The organism is Mucilaginibacter sabulilitoris (assembly GCF_034262375.1).
Lineage (GTDB): Bacteria > Bacteroidota > Bacteroidia > Sphingobacteriales > Sphingobacteriaceae > Mucilaginibacter > Mucilaginibacter sabulilitoris.
In genome coordinates this window covers 1944393-1969682 of record NZ_CP139558.1, presented here as the reverse complement: position 1 = coordinate 1969682, position 25290 = coordinate 1944393, and the positions used below count along the sequence as shown (strand labels likewise).

The following is a 25290-nucleotide window of genomic DNA, read 5'->3' as shown; positions in this document are numbered from 1 at the left end:
GTGATAATATTTAGGTTAAATAAAAAGTCACTGCAATCATTTATAGATCATTATTTAATTAATAATTGATAGGTGTAAACTGGTTTAAGCGTTACCTTTTTTAACAAAGGCATTTGCCACAACTTATCCTGCGCGTCTTTCGTTTGATCCTCTACGTACACATCAGCGCCATCAGGGCTCGGGAGCAGCTGAGCCTGTAATTTTCCGGCTTTTTTCTGCGTAAAACGGCTCAACCTCATTTTGCAGGTATCATTGTAGTTAAACTGGTCATACACCAGCCGGTTTTCCTTGTACAAGGCCATAACATCAGCATCGTACGCGATTGTCGCCTCCCAGTCTCTTACTAAGTCTGTATAGTTCACGTTAAATTGCATATCATATCTCTTTTGCCCGGGCAAATCATGAAAGCGTAATTGATATAAAGGCCCGGGCTGCGTTTTCTTAAAAGTTTTATGCCGTGCGTATTGCCGTATCAAGGAATCCCTATAGAGCGAGGCTCCGATTGTATCATAGAGAGTTTTATTTTCCGACACGGATACATTGCCGGTTACTGTTTTCACAGGAGTCAGCCGATAGTGAGAAAATATGCGGTCTGTGCCCTTCGTTATGGTGAATAACTTAGATTTGGATTGGAGGCCGATACTGGGGAATGTTCTTATTTGCAACATATCACTGCCCGTTTTTTCGACACTCAGCGTGTTATTATCTGTAATCACATTACCGTTACTGATCACCAGTACTTCCTTATGTTTAAGTTTTACCTTGTAGGATTGCAGCGCCTGGGATTTGCTTAGCAGGATAATCCTGGCAGCGGTGCCCTCGTCGTCTGTTACATCAAAAAATGAAAGGTCATTACCTGGGCAAAACACCTTGTCCTCTTGATTTATCCCATTATTAACATGTTCAATATTTTTCACAGAGCCCCGGGTAAATGCAAATTCCGTACGATCTTCGCTGAAGAACACATAAGTTAAATGCCCGTTATTATGTAATACGCATAAAGGCTGAGCAGTGGCATAATGCAGCACAGCGTTTCCTATTTTTAAATTATACGGCCATATAGCATAGCTATTTGCTTTAAATGTCGTCGATTTTTCGGGCACATAACTGATATGATGCTCCACTTCGATCCCCATATTAAAGTTTTCGACTGCAGGCATGTTTACATGCCGCTGATAGTTGGAAAGAAATATAAACCCACTATTGTTGGTTACCCTTGCAGAGCTTTGTACGGTATCTGTTGAAATGCTCAGGTTTTTCCTTCCCTCTGGAAAGTAGGTGGGCATTGTGACCAGTGTCGAACCAAAATCGCTTATAAACATGTGCTGCAATCTCAGCTCATCATAAGTGTCGTTAAGAATACCCATGCTGCCAATGGGTGCCTGAAAGTCATAATTAATCAGGGGTACATCGTTAGGATAATCAGTACTTCTTGACTCCTGCATGGAGGTTGCGCCCGTTGGATTGAGTCCGCCCGCGAACATATAATATCCCATGCCGTTGAGCCCACCAGCAATTTTTGTTAATGAGTTGGCAGCAATATCAGCGGCACTTACCACCACGCGGCGGTGATAGGTTACCTGCATCCCTCCTCCTATTTCAGCGCTCAGTCTGGGGTAGGTATTCCGTACTTTTCCATCCACCTTACCTATAAGATCTGACCCGATGTCCCGGTCTGCTTCCAGCGGCTTGATAAAAAAAACAGGTTTGATCAGCTTTTTTGTGTTCTGGCTCCATGGACTGTCCGGGTAGCTGCCCATCATGTACATAAAAGCGGTCTGATTATCAGGCCCCTGCCCAAAAGCCGAATAATAAGGTACATCCATGCCTGCCGCGATAGCCAGTTTTTTTAAGATCAGCATGTGTTTAAATGCTTCCTGGTTTCGAAAGTCAAGTTCATTCTCTATCTGAACGCCTATGATTGTTCCGTTTCGTTTAAACCAGTAACCGCTGCACTGCAGGGCTATCTGCTTAAAAAAACGATTAACACAAGCGATGTAAGCACTATCGTTTTTACGCAATCCGATCTTTTTCTTCAAAAGCCAGTCGGGAAATCCACCATTACGTAACTCCGCATGCACCCAGGGCCCTGGGCGCAGCCACACATACATATTGTGCTTTTTACAAAGCGCTAAAAAGGCGCTCAGGTCATTGTTGCCCGACCAGTTAAAAACGCCCTCCTTTTCTTCAGTATAGTTCCAGAAGATATAGGTGGATATGATATGGATACCACAACTTTTCATTTTTAATATAGACGCCTCCCAGTCTTTGGCCGCGCACCTGGCAAAATGCATTTCACCCATCACCGGGTACCAAGGCTGGTTATTCTTGATGAGATAATTGCTATTGTAAGTAAGCACATCTCCGTTAGCGGCTTTATTAGTCCCCATTTCTAAAAATCCGGCCTTAGGCATCACAGCTTGTTCGGTTATTTTTATAAGATATGGTGATTGAGCTACAGCCTTCATTAAAAAGGAAGTATTTATCAAAATGATAAGGTTTAGGAATATTTTCTTTTTGATGCTCAAACCGCAAAATTTATAAAGTCCAATAATTTACCATCCGGGATTTTGCACCATATTAGGGTTGTAACCCAACTCCGACGTCGGTATAGGCCATAAATAATCTTTAGCTGGATTAAAAGCCCGCTTGGCTGCAGGCTGCGTAATCAGGTAACCATCTGTTGTTAATGAAGGTGAAGTAATCTTCATTTCTGCCGGGAAGTATTTGATACCCAATACTTGCGCAGGTAATTGTACCTCTGCTGTTTTCCATCTTAAAAGGTCCCAGTACCGAAAGCCCTCAAATGCCAGTTCTACACTGCGTTCCCTTCTGATCTCATCACGCATATTAAGCCCGTTTGAGTTAACAAACACATTGGTAAGCGGGGCTATGGCGCCGGCGCCGTTACGTGCTCTGATCCTATTGATGGTAAGATTAAGATCATCATCGGTTATGGAGCCATTTAACTCATATCGGGCCTCGGCATAATTCAATAAAACTTCCGCATACCTGATAATGGCAAAATCAGTGAAGCTGCGTTTGTTGTTCCAATCAGTTCCTTTAAACCATTTAGCCAGTTTATAGCCAGTCTTGGTAAAATCAAAATTAGGCACATACCTGCCCGAGATATACCAAAGACTTCTATTAAATACGGTTATACCTGCACGTGGATCACGGTTCGCAAATTCAGATGTCGTGTTGGTCTGCTCCTGTTGCAAAAGGGATTTACCAATCGGCAAGCCGTCTTTATACAGGTACAAATCAAGCATAGTGCGGGTTGGTGAAATTAAAGCCTGCTCCAGATCGCGGGAAACATTCGTGTAGGAGATACTGTTGGTCATGTCTTGTCCGTATAACCTCACCAGGATATTCTCCTTATTTGCAGCGCCGTCGGCTGTTAGCTGAAAGAGGTAAAAATAGCTGCTGTCGGGTTTTGAGGCATTCTGATAAAGCCCATATCTGGCATTAGCCATAACTTTACCGGCTGCATCAATTGCAATGGTAAGATCGGAGGTAGGTGTGCCATAATTAAAAAACTTCTCCCGCGTCCCCTCAAACAGCGCGACCCTCGACTTAAAAGCCAGTGCGGCACCGGCAGTAATGCGACCGTATTCGGCCGCCGGTTGCGCGGCTGCATCAGGGCAATTAGCAGCTGCGAAGTCCAGGTCGCTGTAAATGGCTTTAATCACCTGGGCCCTCGGCGTCCGGTGGGCCGTTGCAAGTGTATCCTGTATATCGAAGGTTCTGAGGATAAGCGGCACATCGCCGTATCTTTTTACCAACTCAAAATATGCCCAGGCCCGGAAAAAGCTGGCTTCACCCTTAGCCTTTTTGATCAATACCTCATCGCCTTTTACACCCGCAGATTTTTCAAGTATGGTATTGCTCCTTCTGATCAAGGTATAATTATCGGCCCACTCAGCAGCCGTCGCAGGGGCTATGCGGGAACCGTCGCTCACGGTATTGGCGGCCGCACCAAAGGAAATATCGGAATAGTTGTCCTGGTAGTTGGCAGCCATACCCGGCAGCGAGTTATATAATGTAGTACAGGCACTGAGCAAATCGGCGGGTGTTTTCCAGAACGAAGCGTCAGAAAGTGCTGTTTCCGGGCTCAGATCCAGTTTTTTATTGCACCCCATCCCTATGGTGAGTGCTGATAGTAGCAGGGCGCTTAATGCTGCCCGTTTTAAGAAGGTATATAAAGCAATCATATATTTTGTTTTAAGTATGATTTATAATGTCACGTTAAGACCAATGGCGTAGGACCTGAAAAAAGGGTAAGAGGTAGAAGCATTGGTAGGCTCTTCAGGGTCATAATATTTGAGCCACATTTTGCTGTTTTCCCATAGGTCCTGCCCGGAAAAATAGATCCGAACACCTTGCAGGCCTGCTTTACGTATCCATTTCGACGGAAGATTGTATCCGATCTGCAGATTCTTAAGCCGCAGGTAAGCCGCGTTTTGAACCCACCAGGAAGAAGTGAGCGTATTGGAACTTCCGCCCGAATACAGTCGCGGGAAGCGGGCATCCATATGGGTAGGTGTCCAGTAATCAGTTTGTTCCTGATTTGGCTGGCGCCAACTTTGTACAAAGGGCAGCATAAATGCCGAGTTAATGAGCATCTCTCGTTTCGCTACACCTTGAAAGAAGGCGCTGAAATCGAATCCTTTAAAGGAAAACCCAAAATCAAATCCATAGGTATAACGCGGGGTGGTGCTGCCCAGGTTAACCAAATCACCATGATCTTCCTTGGTACCTTTACCTGCATTTATCTTGCCATCGCCATTGATATCGGCATATTTGATATCTCCCGGCCCTGTGGTATTACTTACAAAAGGTCCCGCAGCCACTTCTTCAGCATTGGAATACAGCCCCGTGGCTTTATACCCCCAAATGGTATTTAAAGGCAGGCCCTCCACGACTGAATTTACTCCTTCGGCTATCACGGAGCGGCCCTGGTAGGCGGTAACGACATTTTTGTTATTGGAAAGATTGCCGTTTAACCAATAGCTGAAGTTCGTACCGATACGGTCCTTCCAGCCAACTCTGAGCTCCCAACCCGAGTTTTTCAGGTCAGCATAATTGTACTGCGAGGTACCGATGCCGATCATGGCCGTCGTTTTCACCTGGACTAGCATATTGCTGTTGCGTTTGACGTAATAATCGCCGGATATATTTAGGCGGTCAGACAGAAAAGCCATATCCAGACCGATATCTTTGGTGTTAATTTTTTCCCATGTTTTATAGGGCGAGGCTAGTGTTGCATTGTAATAACCATAGTTAACCTGGTTATTAAATGGATAAGCCGTAGAACGTGAAATCAGTGCGATATAATCATAATAACCAAAATTGCTCAAATCCGAGTTCCCCAGGTTACCGATGGACCCTCTGATTTTAAACTCGTTGATAAAAGGCACGGCTCTTTTAAACCAGGGTTCCTGGGCAACCCGCCATCCGGCAGACAGGGAAGGAAAAAATTTATACCGGTAACCTGGAGCCAGTCTCGAGCTGCCATCATTACGCGCGGTACCTTCCAGAAAATACTTTTCGCGATAGTTATAACTCAACCTGCCGAAAACAGATTGCGTAGCCCATGTATCAATCTGGTCATTGGCGATATATTGGGTGGGATCTCCGATATTCAGTGTAAACAAGTCATTTGATGACAAATTTCTGGCTGATGCCGCCACATTGGTCATTCTGTAATTTTCAAACTGATAACCTGCCAGGGCGTGGAAATGATGATCATTTGCAATGGTCAGGTCATAATCGGTAAGGAATTGATAATTACTCCTATAGGTTTCTTGCTTAGTTACATAATACGCATTAGTTGGGTTAAGATTGGTCGTAAGGCCCGATACCTGATATAAAGGTACTGTTCGCAGTGTCCTGTTATAGTTATAATTATCCAGATATGGTGCATAGATAGCTTTTAACTGCAAGCCCTTAACCAGGTCTTTTGCTTGTAAAGTGAATACCCCGTTAAAGGCATCGGTTCTTTCGTTAGTAGCGCCGCCGTCCTTTAAATTGGGATAGGCAAGTGATCCGCCATCAGCATACTTGGTATCACCAGACCCCGGAAAGAATATAGGATAATTACTGCGTATTTCGTACAGATTATATAGGATTCCGCTGCCTCCGCCCACATCCATAGACGGTGATAAAGTAGATCGCTGCACATATCCCACTCTGGCATCCAGGCTCAGCCATTTGTTGAAATTTGTAGTTATGTTGATGCGGGCATTATAACGGTCAGTACCATCGGGACCAACTTTAAATAAACCATTCTGATTAAGCCATCCGCCCGAGAACAGGTACTGCGTTTTTTCATCTCCTCCGTTTACAGCTATCGTATGGTTTTGCTGAGCCGTGAGCGAACGGGTCATGAAAGGGATCTGATTGAAATCATAATACCAGTCATACTGCCCTGTTGCGGCATTAACCATGTATTCCACACCGGGGTCTTTCAGCCATTCTATTTGCTGGTCAGTATAAGCCGGACTCGCTGACGCATTGGCATTAGCCTCATTTCTCATTTGAGCTTCTTCATAAGAATGGAGGCGCTTAGGCATGTTATATGGCTTGTTAAGGGTGTACATGCCGCTGTAACTAATGGTTGTTTTGCCGGCCTTTCCTTTTTTGGTGGTGACGAGCATTACCCCTCCCGCTGCGCGCGCACCGTAAATGGCAGCAGCAGAAGCATCCTTTAAAACCGAAACAGACGCGATGTCACTTGGGTTTAGGCTGGCAATAGAAGTTTGCTCCACCCCATCTACCAATATCAGCACGCTTGATCCGTTCACAGATGATGCACCGCGTATTTGTGCCGAATACCCTTCCTTACCGGGCTGTCCGGAGGTTCGCGTGATCACCAGTCCTGGTGCGGTCCCCTGCAAACCCGCCAGTGGGTTGGTTAGTGGTCTGCTTTCCAGCACCTTGCCGCTTATCGTTGAAACCGCGCCTACCAGGTCTGTCCGTTTTTGTGTGCCGTAACCCACAACGACAACCTCATTTAAGCCATTGCTGGTTTCTTTTAAAATTACGTTGATAGCGGCCGTATTGCCGACATATTTTTCCTGGGTTTCAAATCCCACGAAGCTGAATACTAAAACTGCATCTGGTCCAGATACCGTTAAGGTATACATACCTTCGGCATTTGTTGTTGCTCCGATGGCCGTCCCCTTTAACTTCACGTTAACACCAGGAAGCGGTATGCCTTTTTCATCGGTCACCTTTCCGGATATCTTCAGCTCGTTTGTTGTTAAATTGATATCCGTGAATGCTTTAAAAACATTGCCTGGTGTATTGATAAGATTTTTTGTCTCAACCTCTCTATTATTTGTTGTCTCGGCTGCTTCCCCATCTTTAGCAAAGGCATTTCCAAATAAAAACAAGGTTATAATTAATTGTAAAAATTTTTTTCTCATAATTTTTTCTGATAAAGGTTTACATCGTGTACCGTACGTTTTAGGTTAATAATTGGTTGTATTATCATTAATTAGGCGTTGAAGCGGTTCAGTTCCGAATCAATTGTCGCAATTCCACCAACCTTCATGTCGCAGAAAAGATTGATGTTTAGCGCTCATTGGCAGTTCAAAAATATATTTTGTGGTTTGGTCCCGGCCTCAGAACCTCATATATATAAATTGGGAACGTTCCCAATTTATGGGAATGTTCCCAGCTTTCAAAAAAAGCATAACTTTGAATAAAACCAATAAATGTGAAAAGCCATCAAACTACCATTATTGATATAGCCCATGAACTGAAGATCTCAAAAAGCACGGTATCACGGGCACTGATCGGGCACCCTAATGTCAAGCACACAACACGTATGGCTGTACTGGAACTCGCAGAGAAGATGGACTATCAGCGCAATATGCATGCGATCAGTCTCATCACGAGAAAAAGCAGCACATTGGGCGTTATTGTACCTGAATTCACGAGTTCCTACTTTCCCGAGATCATTATTGGTGCTCAAACCGCCGCAACTGCCGCAGGATACAATATCATCATCAGTCAGTCAAACGAGAGTTACGAAACAGAAGTGGCTAATACACGGGTCATGCTTGCAAATCAGGTTGACGGTATCATGATCTCAATGACTAAAGAAACCAGAAACTATGATCATTTCAAAGTTTTCCAGCGTAAAGGTATCCCCATTGTCTTTTTCAATAGAGTGTGCGATGAAATGAAAGTGCCCAAAGTTGTAGTGGATGATTATGATGGTGCGTTTAAAGTAGTAGAACATCTGCTGTCAATCGGTAAAAACAAGATTGCGCATCTTGCGGGGCCTGATTCTTTATCCATGAGTGTAAAAAGACTAAGTGGTTATCTGGATGCGTTAAAAAAACACCAGGTCGCAATTAACGAGCAATGGATCATTCCATATGATCTCAGTATACCCAAAGTGAGCATTTATGTTAACCATCTGCTTAATTTAGAAAATCCACCCAATGCTATTTTTGCAATAAATGATCCGACTGCAATTGAGGCTATACAAGTTATTAAGAAAGCCGGCCTGCGTATACCACAGGATATTGCTGTTGCCGGATTTAGTAACGATTACATTTCTTCATTAATTGAACCCTCACTGACTACCATGTCCCAGCCTGTTCAAAAAATTGGTATCAAAGCAATAGAGCTACTTATAGACCAAATCAAAAGAGACGTGAAAGACTGGAAGGCGGTAACCCACGTATTGAAAACAGAATTGATCATCAGGAACAGCACGTTAATATCATAATAAAAAGTATGTGCAAGTCAATTTGTGGTGCTTAGATGCGATACCGGCGTCTTTTAAAACTTTTAATTTCGCTTTTGCCGCCGCGGTCACCTAACGGTCAGTGGCCTTTCGAGACCAATAAATTGTGGCCTTTAATTCATTAATTTTTACAAACATTATAATAGCTATTGTTGCTTACTCTGAATATATCTGCTTTCCCGATAGTGGTTAGCATTCTGCGGGCTTTTACCAGTCGTTTCAGGCTGTGCACATCGTTATTGGCAGCTTGCGGCACAAGGCTGCTTATTTTAACAAACCCAGCCGATTGTATAAATTGACCATTATCCATGTAAATTGCGGTATGCGTAATTTTGGCTTGTTTACCCTGGCTCATACCCGATGAAAAGAAAAGCAGATCGCCGGGCTTTAAATTTTTCAAACACTTGTCCATACTCACGGTATCTGCGTCATAAATATCAACCTCTTCGCCTGCCAAAGCCTGCTGCGATGCATCACGCGGAATAATAATCCCGTTTAAAAAATAGCATGATTTGGTAAAGCCACTGCAATCAACACCTTTAATGGAGGTACCTCCCCATAAGTACGGGACACCGATCAGGGTTTTAGCTGCGGTCAGTATTTGGTCGGCATTAGGATTGGGCATCTGCAGCCACTTATTAAAGTTCTCGGTTTCCTTTTTAAGGACAAAACCCTCCCGTTGATCCGGAAAAATCACCTTATAAAAGCCTTTTTGCTGGTCAATTACTTGTAAAATGTCGCCGGACACCAAATCAGAAACCGGTAAAGCCACTCTGGTTGGTTGTTCAAACGCATGCCCATACTGAGCTGTATATATAATCTTGAGAGACTTTTGCCAGGTTTCAAAAGCAACCTTATCCATTGGCGCCACGCCGCTGCCTTCAACCCATGAAAGGTAGCCGTCAGGTGTGCGGACAAGGTAGTAACCCCGCTGCTTTTTAATTACAGTAACGGGGGTTCCCAACAGCATTTGCGTCACCATTTCGGCTGCATTTGCGGGCATTGCCCTGTTATTGGTAACGGACAGATTAGCGAGACCATAAATTTTCCCATGTAAAGCTTTGTCCGGCAAGGTATCCGCCTTTATTTCGGCATTAACGGATGAATCTGCCAGGGCTGTCCTGATTTCATTAATTAAAGATGGTTTTGTTGTTTCCACACCAAAAATTAAAGGCGAGGTGCTGATAAGTTGTATATTGGCAACTTCTGTCCGTTTATCAGGCGCGAACTTTTGCTTAACCGCGTATATAATTTGCTGTGCGCGTTGTACTGTTAAACTATCCGTAGGTGTGGCCTGAACGCTAAAAGAAACTTTTAACAATAACAAAACTATGGTGGTTTTTTGTGCAGGCCATTTGAGAAACCGTCGTTTAGCGTTCAACATGTTTTTATTGATTTCATTATTGAAATTTTAGAGCCATAAACTATTCCGGTAAAATAATTTTACCGGAATAGTTTATTTTAATCGCAAGGTGTATGATCAGGATGATTGCTTTTAATGCCATTATTGTTTATCCCACCATACACGGGCGTTTAAGTCGTCGGCGCCTCCATATGGAAACGACGAAACAGCCGCCTGGTAATTGCCGGTGTTGTTTGTCTGTTCCTGTGTGGGGTAACCCTCTCTCCGCGGAATGCGGTCGCCATTAGCACCGGGAGCGGCTGTCAGAACAGGGTATCCGGTTCTTCTCCATTCGGCCCAACCTTCATACCCATGTAAAAACAAATGAACCCAGCGCTGATACGCAATCTGCATGATGGCTGTTGCCGGATTATATTGTACCTGGCTTTGTGCCAGATATGCATCCGCGCCGGTTGTACTGCCCGTCCACTGCGCGATAGAAGTTTGTATGGCCAGGTCATAATTGTTTTTTGCAGTTGCATCACCGCCGCCTATCCATCCCAGTTTAGCCGCTTCGGCCATGGCAAATAATGCCTGTGCATAAGTAACTAGGTAAACCGGAGAAGTTTGCTGACGAAGGGACGAACCTAATAATGACACATTATTGATATCGTCTGAATTGGGGACAGCTTTACCGTACTCCAAACCAACATAATTGCCGGCATTATTTTTATTTCCAAACACCGGTAAACGCGGATCATTTAACGGAAGCATATAATCAACCAATGGTTTACTTAAAGCAAACCAGTTTCTGCCCAAGCGGGTAAAAGAGGTATACCAATAATTTTCATTATCAGGATCGGCTGCTGACGGATAGGCCAGGTTATCTGTGTTAACCGTCATGATGCCACGAGTTAATGCCTTATTAAACTCGGTACTGCCGGTACCCGGATCAACTTTCGATAATCTTAAGGCCATTAACAGATGTATGGTGTTGCCCAGTTTTTTCCACTTGGTTATGTCACCGTTATAAACAATGTCATTCTTGATATCGCCGTTTGTGGTAACTATTCCAGAATTTGCTTCATCAAGTAATTTAAAAGCGGCAGTATAAATAGCTTGCTGGCTGTCATATTTGGGTGTAAAGTTGATACGGCCCTTTAAAGCCTCTGAATATGGGAGCGGCCCCCACCGGTCTGTCATATGCCAGAAAAAGTAGGCTTTTAAAATCTTAGCGATAGCTATCTGATTAGCTATTGGACCCTGGGTAGCATCAAGTGGCTGAGTTAATACATTTTCCAGGTCATTTAACGGGCCTGTATAAAAACTGTAAAAGTTAAAATTTACTGTAGTATACCTGCTGTTATCTGTAAACGAAGTGTTTGACAGATATTGAGGATAATGCACACCATAAGGAGATGAACTAAGTGTCGGTAATGTAAGCTCCGCATTGGCAATAAGCTGTGTACCTGAGGCTTTCGTAGGTTTATTAGGGTCTTTTGTTACTGAATCGCTGAACTTTTTGCAATTGCTTAATAATACAACAACACTCAGCAATAACCAGTGATAAATAAATATCTTTTTCATAGTGTAATTTCTTAGAATGTCAGATTTAAGTTTAAGCCATAGGAGCGTACAGTTGGTAATTCGCCTTTTTCAATCCAACTGATAGAGTTACTTCCTGAAGATAGTTCGGAAGGATCAACGCCTTTGGGTGCTTTTTGCCAGATCATCCATGGATTTCGGGCGATGAGCGCGATTTTAATCGCTTTAAATGGCGATTTTCTTGATAAACCCTTATCAAAAGTATACCCCAGGCTTACTTCCCGTAGTTTAATATAAGAAGCATCATATATCCAGTTTTCGGTAACCTGCGTACCCAGCACATTGCGGTAATAACCTCTTGCATCTACATAAGCCGTAACTTCCTGACCGGTGGCTTTTGAAATCCCAGTTATCTTAACACCACCGCCGTTGGCTATCGGTTCGCGAACATTAACTCCCTTATCATTAAGCACTGCCGTTTCTGCGGACTGGCCCGATTTTACAGAGAGCATTTGTGACCAACTGTAAAATTTTCCGCCGTCCTGAAAGTCGATCATGGCACTCAGGTTAAATTTCCATATCTGAAAATTGTTTTGAAAACCGCCTGTAAACTTTGGTAGTACGCTGCCAAAGTCATGATTGTTATCATAAAGAGGCATATTATCGGTACCCAGCAGAATTTTTCCGGTTGCCGGATCGCGTTGATAACCCTGGCCAACGATATTGCCGAATCCTTTATTCAGCGTAGCGTTTAAATAAACAGATACGCTCGAGTAGGTTTGTACATCTAACTGGTAGGTATTCACACCGGGGTATAATTCCTTTATTTTACTCGTATTATGTGCCACGTTCAATATGGCATCCCAGGTAAATAATTTAGATTGTACCGGACGGCCTGTAAGCGAGACCTCAATGCCTTTGTTTTCTATCAAGCCGGCATTAACAACAGTTTGGTCGTAGCCGCTCGCCCCGGAAACGGATAAGTTTATAATCTGATTCTTATTTTGCTGATTATAATAAGTAAAAGCTAATCCTAAACGATTCTTAAAAAATTTAAGATCGGTACCCAATTCCAGTGAGTTAGCAAAGGACGGTTTTATATTCGGATTGTTTAATAATTCGGGAACGGTAATGGGGTTGATGCCAGGGTAAACGGTGCCCAGCTCATAAGTATATTGGGTTTGATATGGAGCAAGATCTGATCCGGCCACGGCATATCCCGCTCTTAATTTACCAAACGATAAAGGTTCCCATTTTAACAGTTCGCTAAAAACAAAACTACCTGATACTGATGAGTACCAGTAAGAATTATTGTTAGCCGGCAATGCCGATGATATATCGTTACGTAAGGATGCCTCTAAAAAATAAATGTCTTTGTATCCAAAAGATCCAGTTGCGTAAGCGCTTCTTACCTGTTTTTTTCTGAGATAAGAAGTACTTATGGGCCTGCTGACAGACGCGCCTATGGTATAATCTCCGGGACTTGACAGGCCACCTACAGTTGCTGCATATAACTGGCTGTAGTTTTGGGTGAGCAGGTTGGCTCCTAACAGGAAGTTAGATGAGAAATCATCCCATTTTTTATCATACTGGCCTAAGAACTCATAATTATTTTCAGTATTCTGGTATTTACCTGCAGCATATCCCTCATCCAAACGGCCGCCGAATGCGGTTTTGTTGGTAATATCCTGGGTATAAAAATCTGATCTTACAAAACCGCTTAATTTTAATCCGGGCAATACCTGGTAAGTCAGGTTCACATCCCCAAAAACGCGCTGTCGGCTGTCATTATTAAGAACCTCGTAAGCGTCAAAAAACGGATTATCCCAATCGCTTGGTTTATTATTTGTAATTACACCTGCCGAGTTCGGGTTCACATTCCAGTTCAGAATAGTACCATCGGAATATTTATAGTTGCGCAGGCGATTAATATCTAAATTACGCTGAAACCATTGCTGTGCGCCGGTAAATGATCCCTGATAACCCTGTGTTGGTCTTTGGGCGCTGTTAGTGGCGTAATTTACGTTTGCACCCAGCGTTAATTTGGCATTTAAGTTTAAGGAAGTACTTAAACCGAAGTTGTTGCGGGTTAACGAGGTATTGGGCATGGTGCCTTTAATATAATTATTATTATAGCTAAGGCGGTAAGATGCATTTTCGCTGCCTCCGGTAACTGTAACCCCATTATTAATATTAAGGCCAGTTTGATAATAATCTTTAATGTTGTCCGGATGAGGCACAAATGGTGTCAGCTGCCCATATTGCAGATCTTCAGGATAAAAGCTGTAAAACATCCTCACAGGTGTACCATCCATCTTGGGGCCCCAGCTTTCGTCATTGCCATTGATGTATTTTTGACCGTTATCAAGCGTGGAGAAGGTTTGGTTATTCCCTACGCCATAAATGTTTTGTAAGGGCTGAAAGTTACCTATACGCTCAAAAGAAAAAGCACTGTTTACCGAAACGGATACGTTTTTGGCTCCTTTAATGCCTTTTTTAGTGGTGATAAGGATAGCGCCATATTGCCCGCGTAAACCATACAGGGCAGAGGCGGCCGGGCCTTTCAAAACACTTACGCTTTCAATATCATCGGGGTTAATGTCCTGGGAAATATTCCCTCTGTCTACACCATTTTCATCGTCGCCAAAGTTATCCTGTGCAACTGGAGTTCCGTCAACTACCATTAGAGGAGAACCACTACCGTCAAGTGAATTAATCCCTCTTAATTTGATTTTTGCCGTACCACCAAGATTTGCCCCCGAAGAACCTGTCACCTGCGCTCCGGAAATTTTACCTGCTAAATCGCCAATGACATTCTGGTCTTTAGTTATAGTTAAGTCGGAACCTTTTACCGTTTGAGTAGAATACCCTAATGATTTTTGCTCTCTTTTGATACCAAGAGCGGTGACCACTACCTCATTAAGCTGCTTGTTATCTTCGCTTAATTGAACATTGATAACAGATTCCCTGTCTGCCGGTTTTTCCTGTGTAAGGTATCCTACAAATTTAAAAACCAGGACAGGGTTATCGATATTAACCGTAATGTTGTAATCGCCATTGTTATTAGTAACTGTTCCTGATGTTGTTCCCTTTAAAGACACAGATACGCCAGGTAAAGGTTGTTTATCTCTTGAGTCAGTTATTTGTCCCTTAATTATACGTTGCGCGAATAGGTTGGATGCTGAAAAAAACAGGGGAATCCCTAATAGTAGTAAGTTTTTTATCATAAAAGGTAGGTTTTAGTTGCTTAAGTTAACAAAACATTAATATTATGATAAATTTTTTCTTGCTTTTATATAAATGAAACAAAAATGTTACTCTTTTAACTTTTGTATAAGCTGTGGGAAATAAGTGCACCGACGGGGAATTTATTTTCAGAAGACAAAACATAAGTGAAGTGTATTGCAACAGGTAAAAAAGCGTTGTCACAACAACTAATGGTATTAACAAGCGGTTTATTTTTCCCGCTATGAATTTGGAATTGGAGGCAAATCTGGAAACCGACTTGTAAGCATAAACAAGGCCTGGAATAACAGCGAATAACGGCATCCAGATATATTGCAGTGCATAATATGAAAACCTCCATATCGAATCATCAGCAACCTTTAGTCCATCATGTGAAGTACCCCTATAACATGTCCCAATACCAGCGTCATAATCGGGCCCCGTCAAATAATAATCATCCGTGGCAGCCTCTCCCATGGAAGGGTAGCCCCGGTTCATTACCAATGCATTATCCGGTGTCGCCTGCAGGTCCTGGTAGCTGGAGGGCACGCCTGGGTTTTGTTCGGTCGTTCCGCCAAATACTTTTTGCAGGACAGCAACGCTGTTCAGGATAGCGCCACCAGTAAAAGCTGGCTATATATCCTGACCTGTTTGCAGACATCACTTCCGCACAGGTTTGGTATTACTTACATTTCATTGGGCAAGATACCGTTCGTCAAATTGAAGTGCATACTAATAAGATAATTAAGTTAGATTCAGTAAACTGGCAAAAACGAGACGCTATGCTATCAGGATCTGAACGAATTAGAACTAGACGGCTTTGAAAACATTTCAGCGGAAGAATTCCTGAAACTTCTAAAATTGGCTGTGGCCCTTACGGGCCTTTAGGGTTCTATAACATTGTGATAACCTCCTTAAGTGCTTGCAATACTTTACTGAACAATTATGCGTTTGAATCTTTGACTTATAACCGTTAGTTATTAATAAAAAGTTAATGTTTACTCTTCCATAATGGAGTAGCAAGATCGATAGGACAAGTTTGGGTCCCGACATTTTAAAAAAGCATATTCAAGATTGAAGAAAAATAAGGTTCTGTTGCTCTAAAGCGGAGAGCCAGAAATAGTTTGTGACCGGACTGGAACAAGGCAAAATATTACGTAGATTTTGTAACAAGCTTAAGGTTATGACTAAATTCTTCCTTGTGGTTTGACATGCAGCAGACACCAGCCTCGGATTGGTAACTAACGCCAGTAATTCTTACTTAAAATCCCACCAAACTACTTTTTTAGGCGGGTCTTTTAAGGTATAGGGTTCTCCTATACGCGGAACATTTATCTCAACACCCAGTTTTTCAGCAGCTGGTAACAATTTTTTGATAGGTTCATTCCAGGGCTGACCGGCCTCGACGAACTTGGCCCAGTGAATGGGTTGTAGCAGACGGGCATGTAAATCGACAGCGGCCTGGGCTGCCTGCCCGAACCAGAGGTGTGTCCATGGCCAATTCGGACTGTATTGACCACATTCTAAAAAAGCTATATCAAAAGGGCCGTAATGTTTTCCTATCTTTTTAAAATAAGGACCGTAGCCGCCATCCCCACCGTAAAATAACCTGTACCCACCCGTTTGTATTACATAAGATGCCCAAAGCGTTTTATTTTCTGCACCAAATGTGCGGTTGCTCTTGTGTTGCGAAGGTGTAGCAGTTATATGGATGTCTCCGGGGAGTATTGCCGATTGGTTCCAGTTGAGCTCAATAATCTTTTTAGGATCAAATCCCCAGTAGATCAGATCCGAGCCGACACCCTTCGGGACTACAGCCAATCTAATAAAAGGTTTTAATTTTTTCAGGGTACGATAATCAAGGTGGTCGTAATGGTCATGAGAAATGATTAGTACATCGATAGGCGGCATATCTTCAGCATGGTAATGTGTCGTCCCGTTAAACGCTTTAAGCAATTCAGGTACCGGTCCAGCATGGTTACCGAAAATAGGATCAATTAGTATATTGCTTTGTCTGGTTTTGATCAACAAGGAGGAATGACCAAACCAAACAACTGTTGGTACGGAAACCTGAAGCGTCTTCAGATCCGTTTTAACCCACGGCAACTCACGAGTGGGCCTGACAGTTTTAGGACGCTTGCGAAGAAAAAGCCAGCGATTGTGTTTAACTGAAGCGTTTGAGTCTTCCGCCAGGTTTTCGAAACTGCCGTTTTTGTAATTGAGCAAAGTGTCAAGCCGGGCACGCGCTTCGCCTTTTGGTTTTTTTCCCAGTTGTTTAACAAAGCCACAGCCGGTGGATATTACCAGTAGTATCATAGATAACCCGACCCATAAATAACGTTTTGTCATATACACCTTAGCACGCTAATAACGGTTAAGAATGATGATTGTTTCCAGGCACAAATACAAGAGGCCTTGGGAAAACCAAATTATTGAATGGATGTTACAACAATTATCCGACATACATTTTATCCAATGTGGCTACTCAATACTAAAAATAAAATCTTTACGGCACTTTTAATTTTCAACTTCCTATTGAGCAGCACTTTGGTTTCTTACTGCCAGATACACATTATTGAGCAAACATTACAAGATAGTCCCCGGATTCATATGCCCGATATGTTGCTGAGAACGAAAAGCTTTGGCCATGCTGCACTACAGTTTGGTCTGGCCGAATTACTCCCTCAGGCTTTTGATCAATATATCACTAAAAAGGACTATGCCCAGATATCGTTTAAAACGATCGGACATAACTTGAATCTGGGAAGCTGGAGGTTCGACAACGACCCGCTCCAAACAAATCAATTCGGCCACCCTTATCATGGCAGCCTGTTCTTTAATTCTTTCCGTGCAAACGGCTATAATTTCTGGCAATCTGCGGCGGCAACCTTTGCCGGCAGCTATGTTTGGGAGACTTATGCGGAGAACCAGGCACCAGCCCCAAACGATTTCATCAACACCAGTTTTGGAGGAACCGTTTTAGGAGAAATGGAATATCGTCTGTCTAACCGGATCATTAATAATGAAAGTATGGGGGTTAAAAGGCAAATAAATGAGGTGTTGGGTTTTTTGATTGATCCACAGAACGGGCTTTCACGGATATTAAATGGTAAATGGGGGGAAGTTTCAGCGAACACGATACTCCGGGATTCCGCAAAAATAGTAGCGGATTTCAATCTGGGGACCAGGTCTATTGAATCAAACAACAAGTATCATAGCGGCTGGTACGGGCATGTAAAGATCTATTATGGCGATCCAACTGAAGATTATCAAACACCGTTCAGTAACATTTTGATCAACACAGAGATCGGAAAGGATGATAGCAGTAAGGTTAACGTTGTCAGTGTTTACGGGTCTTTGGCGGGTTGGGAAATTGAATCAACAAGATCTGTAGAGCACTTAGCAGTTCTATCTGCAAACTATGATTACATTCGTAATACGGCATTTTTCTATAGCGGCCAGAGCGTACGGATAAACCTTTTATCGGAATTTGATCTGAGTAAAAAACTCACGATCAACACCACCCTCGGAATGGGCCCGGTCATACTCGGGGCCGCCCCTGATAAGTATATTACGCCGAACGGCAGGGATTATGATTACACGATGGGTTGGGGAATCAATGGCAGTGCGGCATTTAATATGAGCAGCAAATTATATTTAGATCTCAATTACAGGGGCGGCTGGCTGGCTACCATAAACGGAAACCCTTCTCATTATTTTTTGCACACCGTATCGGGGGAATTGAGCTATGTCCTGATCAAAGGTTTATCGCTGTGTGCGGAGCGGGGTTATTATTCTTTATCTGGCATATACCGAAACCATCCCGACATTTTTAGAAATTATCCTTATTTCAAAGGATCTTTTAAATACTCTGTAAATTTTTGAATTTTGTGCCCATACAAGCATAATTTCCATTAGTACTCAAATTTAACTATGGCAGGTATCATGAGGTTATCTTAAAGGATTTTCGGATAAATTCCTGTAAATAATTATCATGAACAGACAGCCTAATAAGGGAATTTATCCGAAGTTATAAGGCGAAATAAAGAATTATACTTATTAATAATAAGATATTTTAAATATTTTGGCTTGATGTGGTTGGTTTTGGCATATCGATATTGCGGAGTCAGCTGTTAAAGGTTCGCGGTGTTGTGACTTAATTATTTATTTTTTACTAATTTGTCAGGAATTTGTTCACCCTGAACGGCGGAATTATGTTCCAATTCTATGAGCAGATCATCCTTTGGAACCAAGTGTCGTTTTTAGAAAACACCTGCTACTAGTAGTGACGATCGCCTGTACAAATTAATTTTTGATTATTTTACGAAGATTGTCGACTGAACCGCAACTTATATAAAGCGTGGTTCCAAAAATAGCCATTCCAAAGAAATTCGCAAATCGTGCATTCTCACCGGGTCCGTTTGTGATTCCTTCTGCGTTTTCGCCGGTGATATTGGTCATTACATTTTTATCACTCAGGTGCACGATGTTATTTCTAATCTCACCGGCTGTGAATGTGGTCATTTGCAGAAAAAAGTTTTCTTTGGCTGTTACCTTCATGTTTTTGTCCCGATGTGAGGCCGAAAAATCGCTGATATAACTTTGTCTCTGGGCGTCGCCAGGCAGACTAAAAATGGTCGTTACATTTCCGTCCCTTGTTATCTTCCGTAAACCGGTGTAGGAAGAGAATTGTTCGCTTGCTACTAGGTAACCATCTTTTAAAAATTTTATAGATACTAAACCATCTAAACCGGCTTTATCGCCTTTACCATCAACCACCTGGTGGAATCCGGCCCTGCCTGCCAACACAGACCCCGACTTTCCGTCTGGCGTAATGGCTACGATCCGCTGATCGCCTGCATCCGCGATATAGATCGTCCCATCATCTCCTACTGCCAGGTCACTCGGCGTATGTACTTTGACGTTATGTATGGCCATTTTGGCAACGATCACCCCGGTTGTGGTCATTTTTAAAATACGGTAGAACTTGCTACTATCCAGTATGCTATATAAATATCCGTTCGCGGCCAGTTTTAAGCCAAGCGGATATATTTTGGGCGGAAAACTGACGATCAGCGTTAGTACTCCCTGCGGGCTTATTTTATAAATTTTATTATCGTCGGTTGCCGCGGAATAAACGGTTCCGTCGTCTGCCGTGCAAATACCCCTTAAACCAGGCCCGTTACTGATCATGGTGCTAACCGTATACCCGCTGCTATCTGCCAGAGCACCTGAGTGGTTTTCCATGCTGGTTTTTTGGACATCAATTGATGACGGGGTTTGCAGGCTATCCTTTTTGCAGCCTTCAAATATTTGCAGGAATACCAGCCCGCAAATAAATAAACAACATGTTTTGCGCTTCATAAGTCAAAATGCAATATAGATTAATAATTAATTAACGGTCAACCGTAAACCCGGGGGCTGATTTATTTGAAGAGTGGCTGAACAAATCTCAATTAAAATTAAGCGCAAAATATTCATTAAAAGTATGCATGTAAAATATGTATATAAATATGTGTAAAATATTGCATATTAAATTGGTAATTTATGAAAACCGTTTATTGGCTGAACGATTTTTGTTGTAGTCACCAGGAAAGCTGGCTGAAGGCTGAAGACTACAAACTACATGATGTCCATCCAGGCATGAATTAAGCTACGCTGCAATTATTAAGCACTAACTCCATTCATTAAAAGTTGATCATAAACGGTAATTGTTTTTTGCGCTGACTGTTCCCAAGTGAATTGTTTTATTCTGTCAATCCCATAATTGGCAATCCTTATTTTCAGTTCGTCACTGGTTATCAATAATAATATTTTTTCCGCGACATCCCGTGGATCTAAGCGGTCTACCTGAGGAACAACGTTCCCGGCAACTTCAGGAAGCGCTCCACTATTTGAAATTAGCACCGGAGTTTTACATGCCAGCGCTTCCAATACGGGTAATCCAAAACCCTCATACAAAGAGGGGAAAACAAACAAATCAGCTAAAGAATACAAAGCTGGCATATCTTCCTGATCGGCATAACCTGTGAATATAATCTCATTATTTATTTTCCGTTGCCCAACCTTGGTGTAGATGCCGTGGAATTTCCAACCCTCTGCCCCGACAATAACGAGTTTATGTTCAATATCAAGATGCTTCTTAAGTTCAACGAATGCGTCGATTAAATTTTCAATGTTTTTCCGCGGCTCAAGGTTTCCCACAAATAATATATATTTTTCCGGGAGCTGATATTTTTGACTTACCTTTTGTAATATTCGGGGTGATTTGATCTCTGTAAATTCTTTACCAACACCATGGTGAACTACTTCTATTTTTGACGGGTCGGTATTAAATCTCGCTATGATGTCTTCTTTGACCTGATGAGATACCGCAATTATTTTTTTTGCCTTAGCAATCGAATTCGGCAAAAATAACTTATGATAAACTGCGGTTTCATTTTTACAAAATTCGGGATAATCCAATGCTACCAAATCATGGACTGTCAGTAAAGTGGGAGCTTCTGAAAAATAAGGTAATATGCAGTTTGTGGTGTGATAAAGATTGAATTTGTTTTTTTGAAATAACGTTCGAGGTTAAAATGTTCGTAAAAAACCCGTTTCATTCTGTTAGTAGAATTAAAAGGCAATCTATGCGTTTTAAAATGTTTGCTTTCTTTCCATGAGTTTGAATAATTGCCAGAAACCAAAACTTCAATATCATGTTCCAAACGATCATTCTCGCTCAGGGCACGCAATAAATTTTGTGTAGCATATTGAATCCCGGAAGACTTTTCGTTTAACAGCAAACCATTTATAAGAATTTTCACATCATCTCAAATTGAATTAACAATAGCCTTATGCCGTTTTTAATAACTGGTTGGCCAAATCAAATGTTAAATTAAAAATGCGGTTACAACTTTCAGCATGCCAAATTTTGTGAACACCGATAACGTTGCCTGCTAATAAAGGTCCCATTACGTAAAAGTTTTTATCAGCTTCAAATTGTGAATTAACGCTGAAGCCTCTTTTTGATGAGTTTAACTTACAAAGTTCACTTTTAATGAGGTTATCGATAAGTGCTGATGTTGATGATTCTGTTTCCAAATTACCCGGACCCGAACAATTGATAACAATAGTTAAGGGCAGAATTAAGTTTATTATTGTTGCATCTGTAATATTTTTATATTGGACACCTGATGCGTTAGCGCTTATAAATTCGCCCTGAATACATTTCATCTTCCGGCACTTTTGCAACTTCGTCACTTTGTTTGAATATTCACCTCCTGCCCTTCGATAATACTTACCTATCTCCCTACCGTATGTTGTTACAAATTTGTCCTGCTCAGTGGAATTTAATTTATTGACCAATTCTGCGATCAAAGCGTTTACAGGGAGATAGGTATATTCGATATCTACTTTACAGTTTTCTATAATTTTCAGATCATTGAGGAAGGATGCGAACAATTGTTCGGCAGTTAAATCCTCCAGTTTTTTTAATGATGTTAAGTGCTCAGGAATAAAAACATGCTGGGATATCCCTTCTTTAATACGGCCTGGAAATCTTCCAGATGACGAAATAACATAAAGGTTATAGACCTCCTTCAAAATTTCATCTCCAAGATTGTAAATGAGCTCTAATGAACTGGCGTTTGAGCCTATTATGAGTACATTTTTTCGCTTAGTATCACTATCGGCTAAGACGCCGCGAATAAGTTTCAACGCCGCCGGCAGTCCTTTGTCATAAATGTTTTCGATAAAAATGGGCGGTTGTCTTTTGTCTGTATTATTAACCCTGTTATTAAAAAGCTTTTCGGGAGGACTGCCTATTGACAAAACCACTTTTTTACACTTATTAATGATTTCGTACATCGGGTCGTCAGTAATCACTTCGTAAAAAGAACCGTTTTTTTGAATATCATCAATTGTGGCATTTAAAAGATCATATTCGATAAGGTCTTTTTTTACGGCCTCCTCCAATAAACCGGTTATACGTTCCTTTATAAAAAGTCCAAACCAATATCTCGGGATATATAAATCCTCCCAGCTATTCCTTTCAATTGCATTTCGGTTTTTTTGGAGCCAAATGTTCATTAACATCGAAGCATCCCGTTCGTCATTTTTCAAAATGTTGGTAAAGGTTTGCTTCAACCAGGAGAAAAAAAATGCGCTATCAGCTTTTGGAATAAAGTCTTTTAAAGGAGTTATAATTAAAGAATCTTTACCGGACCGGTTTCCATATGGTATACCGGTCCAAAACTCTTTGTCTTTATCAACAATGAGTATTTTCAGCTTATTGCCATTTTTTACGGAAATATTGAAATGGTTTAATAAATGCACTAAAGTATATGTGCAGGAAATACCTGCCCCCACAAATATGATATCATATATCCTGTTCATGCGTTAAAAATGAGCTTACGGATGGTGTGTATGTTTTTATTTTCAGCGTCGAGCACTTCATAAACCGAATTGTTGCTAATGAACTCGGGGACGGCCTCTTTGATCTTTCTTACAATATCAATATCGCTCCCTTTGACAAGAAGCGTCAGGTCGGCAATGTGTTCATTTATACCGTACCATTGATTTTTCCCCGCTAAAGAGATTCTAATCTTTGCATGAGGGGACGGAACACTACATTCATCGTTTTTTAGCAATTCCTCGTATAGCTTTTCCCCTGGCCTTAATCCCGAAAAAATAATTTTGATGTCCTGATCCGGGACGGCTCCTGACATAGAGATCATCTTTCTTACGAGATCAATAATTTTTACCGGTTCGCCCATGTCAAAAATCAATATTTCGCCACCATTGCCAATAACGCTTGCCTCAGGGAGTTTTTTAAGCTGCGCAAAAACACCTTTTATACCAATTCTAAACATAATGAGGGCCATGCTTGATATGGCCATATTGATGACAAGGAATGATTGAACAATTGCAGGAATATTGTAAAACAGCAGAATTACTTGCACTACTGCATCAAAGAAAGCACAAGTAATCAAAACTGCGGTAAATAGCTTGAAAAGGTCCGGAATGTTTGAATAGCGCATCATATTGTTCGGTATTTTCATCTTATAAAACACAACAAAGGAAATAGCAGTATATAATGCCAGGTAGATGAGAAAATACTTCTGTTCGGGCTCTATAAGCCAAACAGGAGGTATGAGCAAAAATGACATTGAAAAAGCCAGCACGATAATTGTTAAGTCAATAAGCATGACTACCATCTTAGGGAGCATCTCGTTATTATTGAATAATTTTTTCATCACCTAAACCCTCAATAATGCGTATAAAATGCAGCATTTGACACATTCAAAAAGCATGTTCTGAGTTGTCTCACAATTAATTCCCGGTCTTCTCCGGTAAGATTAGATCCGGATGGGAGACATAAACCATTTTCAAAAACATGTTCGGCGATGTCTTCGCCATAATATGGGCAATCTTTGAAAACGGGTTGTAAATGCATGGGTTTCCAGGTACACCGGGCTTCAATATTTTGTTTTGCGAGTGTGGCGATGATATGCTCTTTTGTAACCGTTCCCGGCTCAATTAAAATAGTACTCAACCACCTGTTTGAGTGATAATCTGCATCAGGCTCTTTATGGAAGCTAATCTCAGGGATATCAGAAAGATGTTTCTTATAAAATTCGAAATTGTTCCTTCTTTGCATTACGCGCAATTCAATCTTAGTAATTTGCCCCCGGCCAATTCCCGCACATATATTACTCATCCTGTAATTATAGCCGATGGTTGAATGTTGATAATATGGTAAGTTGTCCTTTGCTTGTGTAGCTAAAAATTTGGCTCTGTCTATCCATACGTTATTTTTTGATACCAGGGCCCCTCCTGCCGACGTTGTAATGATCTTATTGCCATTAAAAGAATAGATACCCATATCGCCAAAAGTTCCAAGCATCCTTTTTTTATAACATGAGCCCAAAGCCTCCGCCGCATCTTCTATTAGGGGTATTTCATAATTCTGTGCAATGGTGACGATCTCGGCCATAGCCGCCGGCATGCCATACAAATGCACTACAATTATTGCAGATGGTTTCTTCCCCTTTTTGATACGGTCCTTTATCGCCTGTTCAAGAAATAACGGTGAAATATTCCATGATTGTTCTTCACTATCAACAAACACTGCTTTAGCGCCCTGATAAACAATGGGATTGGCTGACGCTGAAAAAGTCATCGATTGACATAACACTTCGTCACCCGGACCAATCCCCAACAGAATAAGTGCCAAATGCAAAGCAGATGTACCGCTATTTACAGCAGCTACATGACAATCATTTCCGATATAGTTTTCAATATCTTTTTCAAAGGCATCTATATGAGGGCCAACTGGTGCTATCCAATTATTTTCGAATGCGCCTTTTATGAAATCAATTTCTGCCTCTCCCATGTGAGGCGATGAAAGCCATATCTTATTACTCATAAC

General features: G+C 41.8%; 15 protein-coding genes. 2 read left to right on the top strand and 13 right to left on the bottom strand.

Annotated features, from left to right (window positions below):
- Positions 1–50 precede the first annotated feature (50 nt).
- From SNE25_RS08395 to SNE25_RS08385, 3 genes are all read right to left on the bottom strand, one after another.
- Positions 51–2489, bottom strand: a complete 2439-nt coding sequence (locus SNE25_RS08395) for a beta-galactosidase (protein ID WP_321564648.1) — start codon at positions 2487–2489, stop codon at positions 51–53.
- 66 nt (positions 2490–2555) lie between these two features.
- Complete coding sequence (locus tag SNE25_RS08390) at positions 2556–4214, bottom strand: RagB/SusD family nutrient uptake outer membrane protein (protein WP_321564647.1); 1659 nt, start codon at positions 4212–4214, stop codon at positions 2556–2558.
- A gap of 21 nt (positions 4215–4235) precedes the next feature.
- Positions 4236–7430: a SusC/RagA family TonB-linked outer membrane protein gene (locus SNE25_RS08385; RefSeq protein WP_321564646.1), complete on the bottom strand. Its 3195-nt coding sequence runs from the start codon at positions 7428–7430 to the stop codon at positions 4236–4238.
- Between the two features lie 293 nt (positions 7431–7723).
- On the opposite strand from SNE25_RS08385, the gene SNE25_RS08380 reads away from it, so the two are divergent.
- A complete protein-coding gene (locus SNE25_RS08380) occupies positions 7724–8746 on the top strand; it encodes a LacI family DNA-binding transcriptional regulator (RefSeq protein WP_321564645.1) in 1023 nt (340 codons plus the stop codon).
- A gap of 139 nt (positions 8747–8885) precedes the next feature.
- On the opposite strand, the gene SNE25_RS08375 is transcribed toward SNE25_RS08380, so the two are convergent.
- From SNE25_RS08375 to SNE25_RS08360, 4 genes are all read right to left on the bottom strand, one after another.
- The gene (locus SNE25_RS08375) at positions 8886–10148 is read right to left on the bottom strand and encodes a C40 family peptidase (RefSeq protein ID WP_321564644.1); all 1263 of its coding nucleotides are present in this window, start codon (positions 10146–10148) and stop codon (positions 8886–8888) included.
- A 120-nt stretch (positions 10149–10268) separates the two neighbouring features.
- Positions 10269–11693: a SusD/RagB family nutrient-binding outer membrane lipoprotein gene (locus tag SNE25_RS08370; protein ID WP_321564643.1), complete on the bottom strand. Its 1425-nt coding sequence runs from the start codon at positions 11691–11693 to the stop codon at positions 10269–10271.
- A gap of 11 nt (positions 11694–11704) precedes the next feature.
- Positions 11705–14878 (bottom strand): SusC/RagA family TonB-linked outer membrane protein, encoded by a 3174-nt coding sequence (locus tag SNE25_RS08365; protein ID WP_321564642.1) that lies wholly within the window; start codon positions 14876–14878, stop codon positions 11705–11707.
- 1255 nt (positions 14879–16133) lie between these two features.
- Entirely contained in the window at positions 16134–17225 is a 1092-nt protein-coding gene (locus tag SNE25_RS08360) for an MBL fold metallo-hydrolase (protein WP_321564641.1), read from the bottom strand.
- Positions 17226–17495: 270 nt separating this feature from the next.
- Between SNE25_RS08360 and SNE25_RS08355 the strand changes: the two genes are divergently transcribed.
- A complete protein-coding gene (locus tag SNE25_RS08355) occupies positions 17496–18761 on the top strand; it encodes a DUF3943 domain-containing protein (RefSeq protein ID WP_321564640.1) in 1266 nt (421 codons plus the stop codon).
- Positions 18762–19181: 420 nt separating this feature from the next.
- Here SNE25_RS08355 and SNE25_RS08350 read toward each other — a convergent pair whose 3' ends face one another.
- The 6 genes from SNE25_RS08350 to SNE25_RS08325 all read right to left on the bottom strand — a co-directional run bounded on the left by SNE25_RS08350 (position 19182) and on the right by SNE25_RS08325 (position 25287).
- Positions 19182–20240, bottom strand: a complete 1059-nt coding sequence (locus SNE25_RS08350) for an NHL repeat-containing protein (RefSeq protein ID WP_321564639.1) — start codon at positions 20238–20240, stop codon at positions 19182–19184.
- Between the two features lie 303 nt (positions 20241–20543).
- Positions 20544–21398 (bottom strand): glycosyltransferase family 4 protein, encoded by an 855-nt coding sequence (locus tag SNE25_RS08345; protein ID WP_321566214.1) that lies wholly within the window; start codon positions 21396–21398, stop codon positions 20544–20546.
- Positions 21362–21685, bottom strand: coding sequence for a glycosyltransferase family protein (locus tag SNE25_RS08340; RefSeq protein WP_321564638.1), 324 nt, complete (start codon positions 21683–21685; stop codon positions 21362–21364). Before SNE25_RS08340 ends, SNE25_RS08345 begins: the two co-directional genes overlap by 37 nt.
- A gap of 28 nt (positions 21686–21713) precedes the next feature.
- Positions 21714–23255: an FAD/NAD(P)-binding protein gene (locus tag SNE25_RS08335; protein ID WP_321564637.1), complete on the bottom strand. Its 1542-nt coding sequence runs from the start codon at positions 23253–23255 to the stop codon at positions 21714–21716.
- Positions 23252–24115, bottom strand: coding sequence for a polysaccharide biosynthesis protein (locus tag SNE25_RS31840; RefSeq protein WP_407666999.1), 864 nt, complete (start codon positions 24113–24115; stop codon positions 23252–23254). Before SNE25_RS31840 ends, SNE25_RS08335 begins: the two co-directional genes overlap by 4 nt.
- 11 nt (positions 24116–24126) lie before the next feature.
- Positions 24127–25287 carry a DegT/DnrJ/EryC1/StrS family aminotransferase gene (locus SNE25_RS08325; protein ID WP_321564636.1) on the bottom strand — a complete coding sequence of 387 codons (1161 nt, stop codon included), beginning with the start codon at positions 25285–25287 and terminating at the stop codon, positions 24127–24129.
- Between the last annotated feature and the right edge of the window lie 3 nt (positions 25288–25290).

Excerpts from the sequence above, each read along its gene's own strand:
- SNE25_RS08390 (WP_321564647.1), bottom strand. The coding sequence starts at position 4,214 with ATGATTGCTTTATATACCTTCTTAAAACGGGCAGCATTAAGCGCCCTG.
- SNE25_RS08385 (WP_321564646.1), bottom strand. The coding sequence starts at position 7,430 with ATGAGAAAAAAATTTTTACAATTAATTATAACCTTGTTTTTATTTGGA.
- SNE25_RS08375 (WP_321564644.1), bottom strand. The coding sequence starts at position 10,148 with ATGTTGAACGCTAAACGACGGTTTCTCAAATGGCCTGCACAAAAAACC.
- SNE25_RS08370 (WP_321564643.1), bottom strand. The coding sequence starts at position 11,693 with ATGAAAAAGATATTTATTTATCACTGGTTATTGCTGAGTGTTGTTGTA.
- SNE25_RS08365 (WP_321564642.1), bottom strand. The coding sequence starts at position 14,878 with ATGATAAAAAACTTACTACTATTAGGGATTCCCCTGTTTTTTTCAGCA.
- SNE25_RS08360 (WP_321564641.1), bottom strand. The coding sequence starts at position 17,225 with ATGACAAAACGTTATTTATGGGTCGGGTTATCTATGATACTACTGGTA.
- SNE25_RS08355 (WP_321564640.1), top strand. The coding sequence starts at position 17,496 with ATGTTGCTGAGAACGAAAAGCTTTGGCCATGCTGCACTACAGTTTGGT.
- SNE25_RS08350 (WP_321564639.1), bottom strand. The coding sequence starts at position 20,240 with ATGAAGCGCAAAACATGTTGTTTATTTATTTGCGGGCTGGTATTCCTG.
- SNE25_RS08335 (WP_321564637.1), bottom strand. The coding sequence starts at position 23,255 with ATGAACAGGATATATGATATCATATTTGTGGGGGCAGGTATTTCCTGC.
- SNE25_RS31840 (WP_407666999.1), bottom strand. The coding sequence starts at position 24,115 with ATGAAAAAATTATTCAATAATAACGAGATGCTCCCTAAGATGGTAGTC.
- SNE25_RS08325 (WP_321564636.1), bottom strand. The coding sequence starts at position 25,287 with ATGAGTAATAAGATATGGCTTTCATCGCCTCACATGGGAGAGGCAGAA.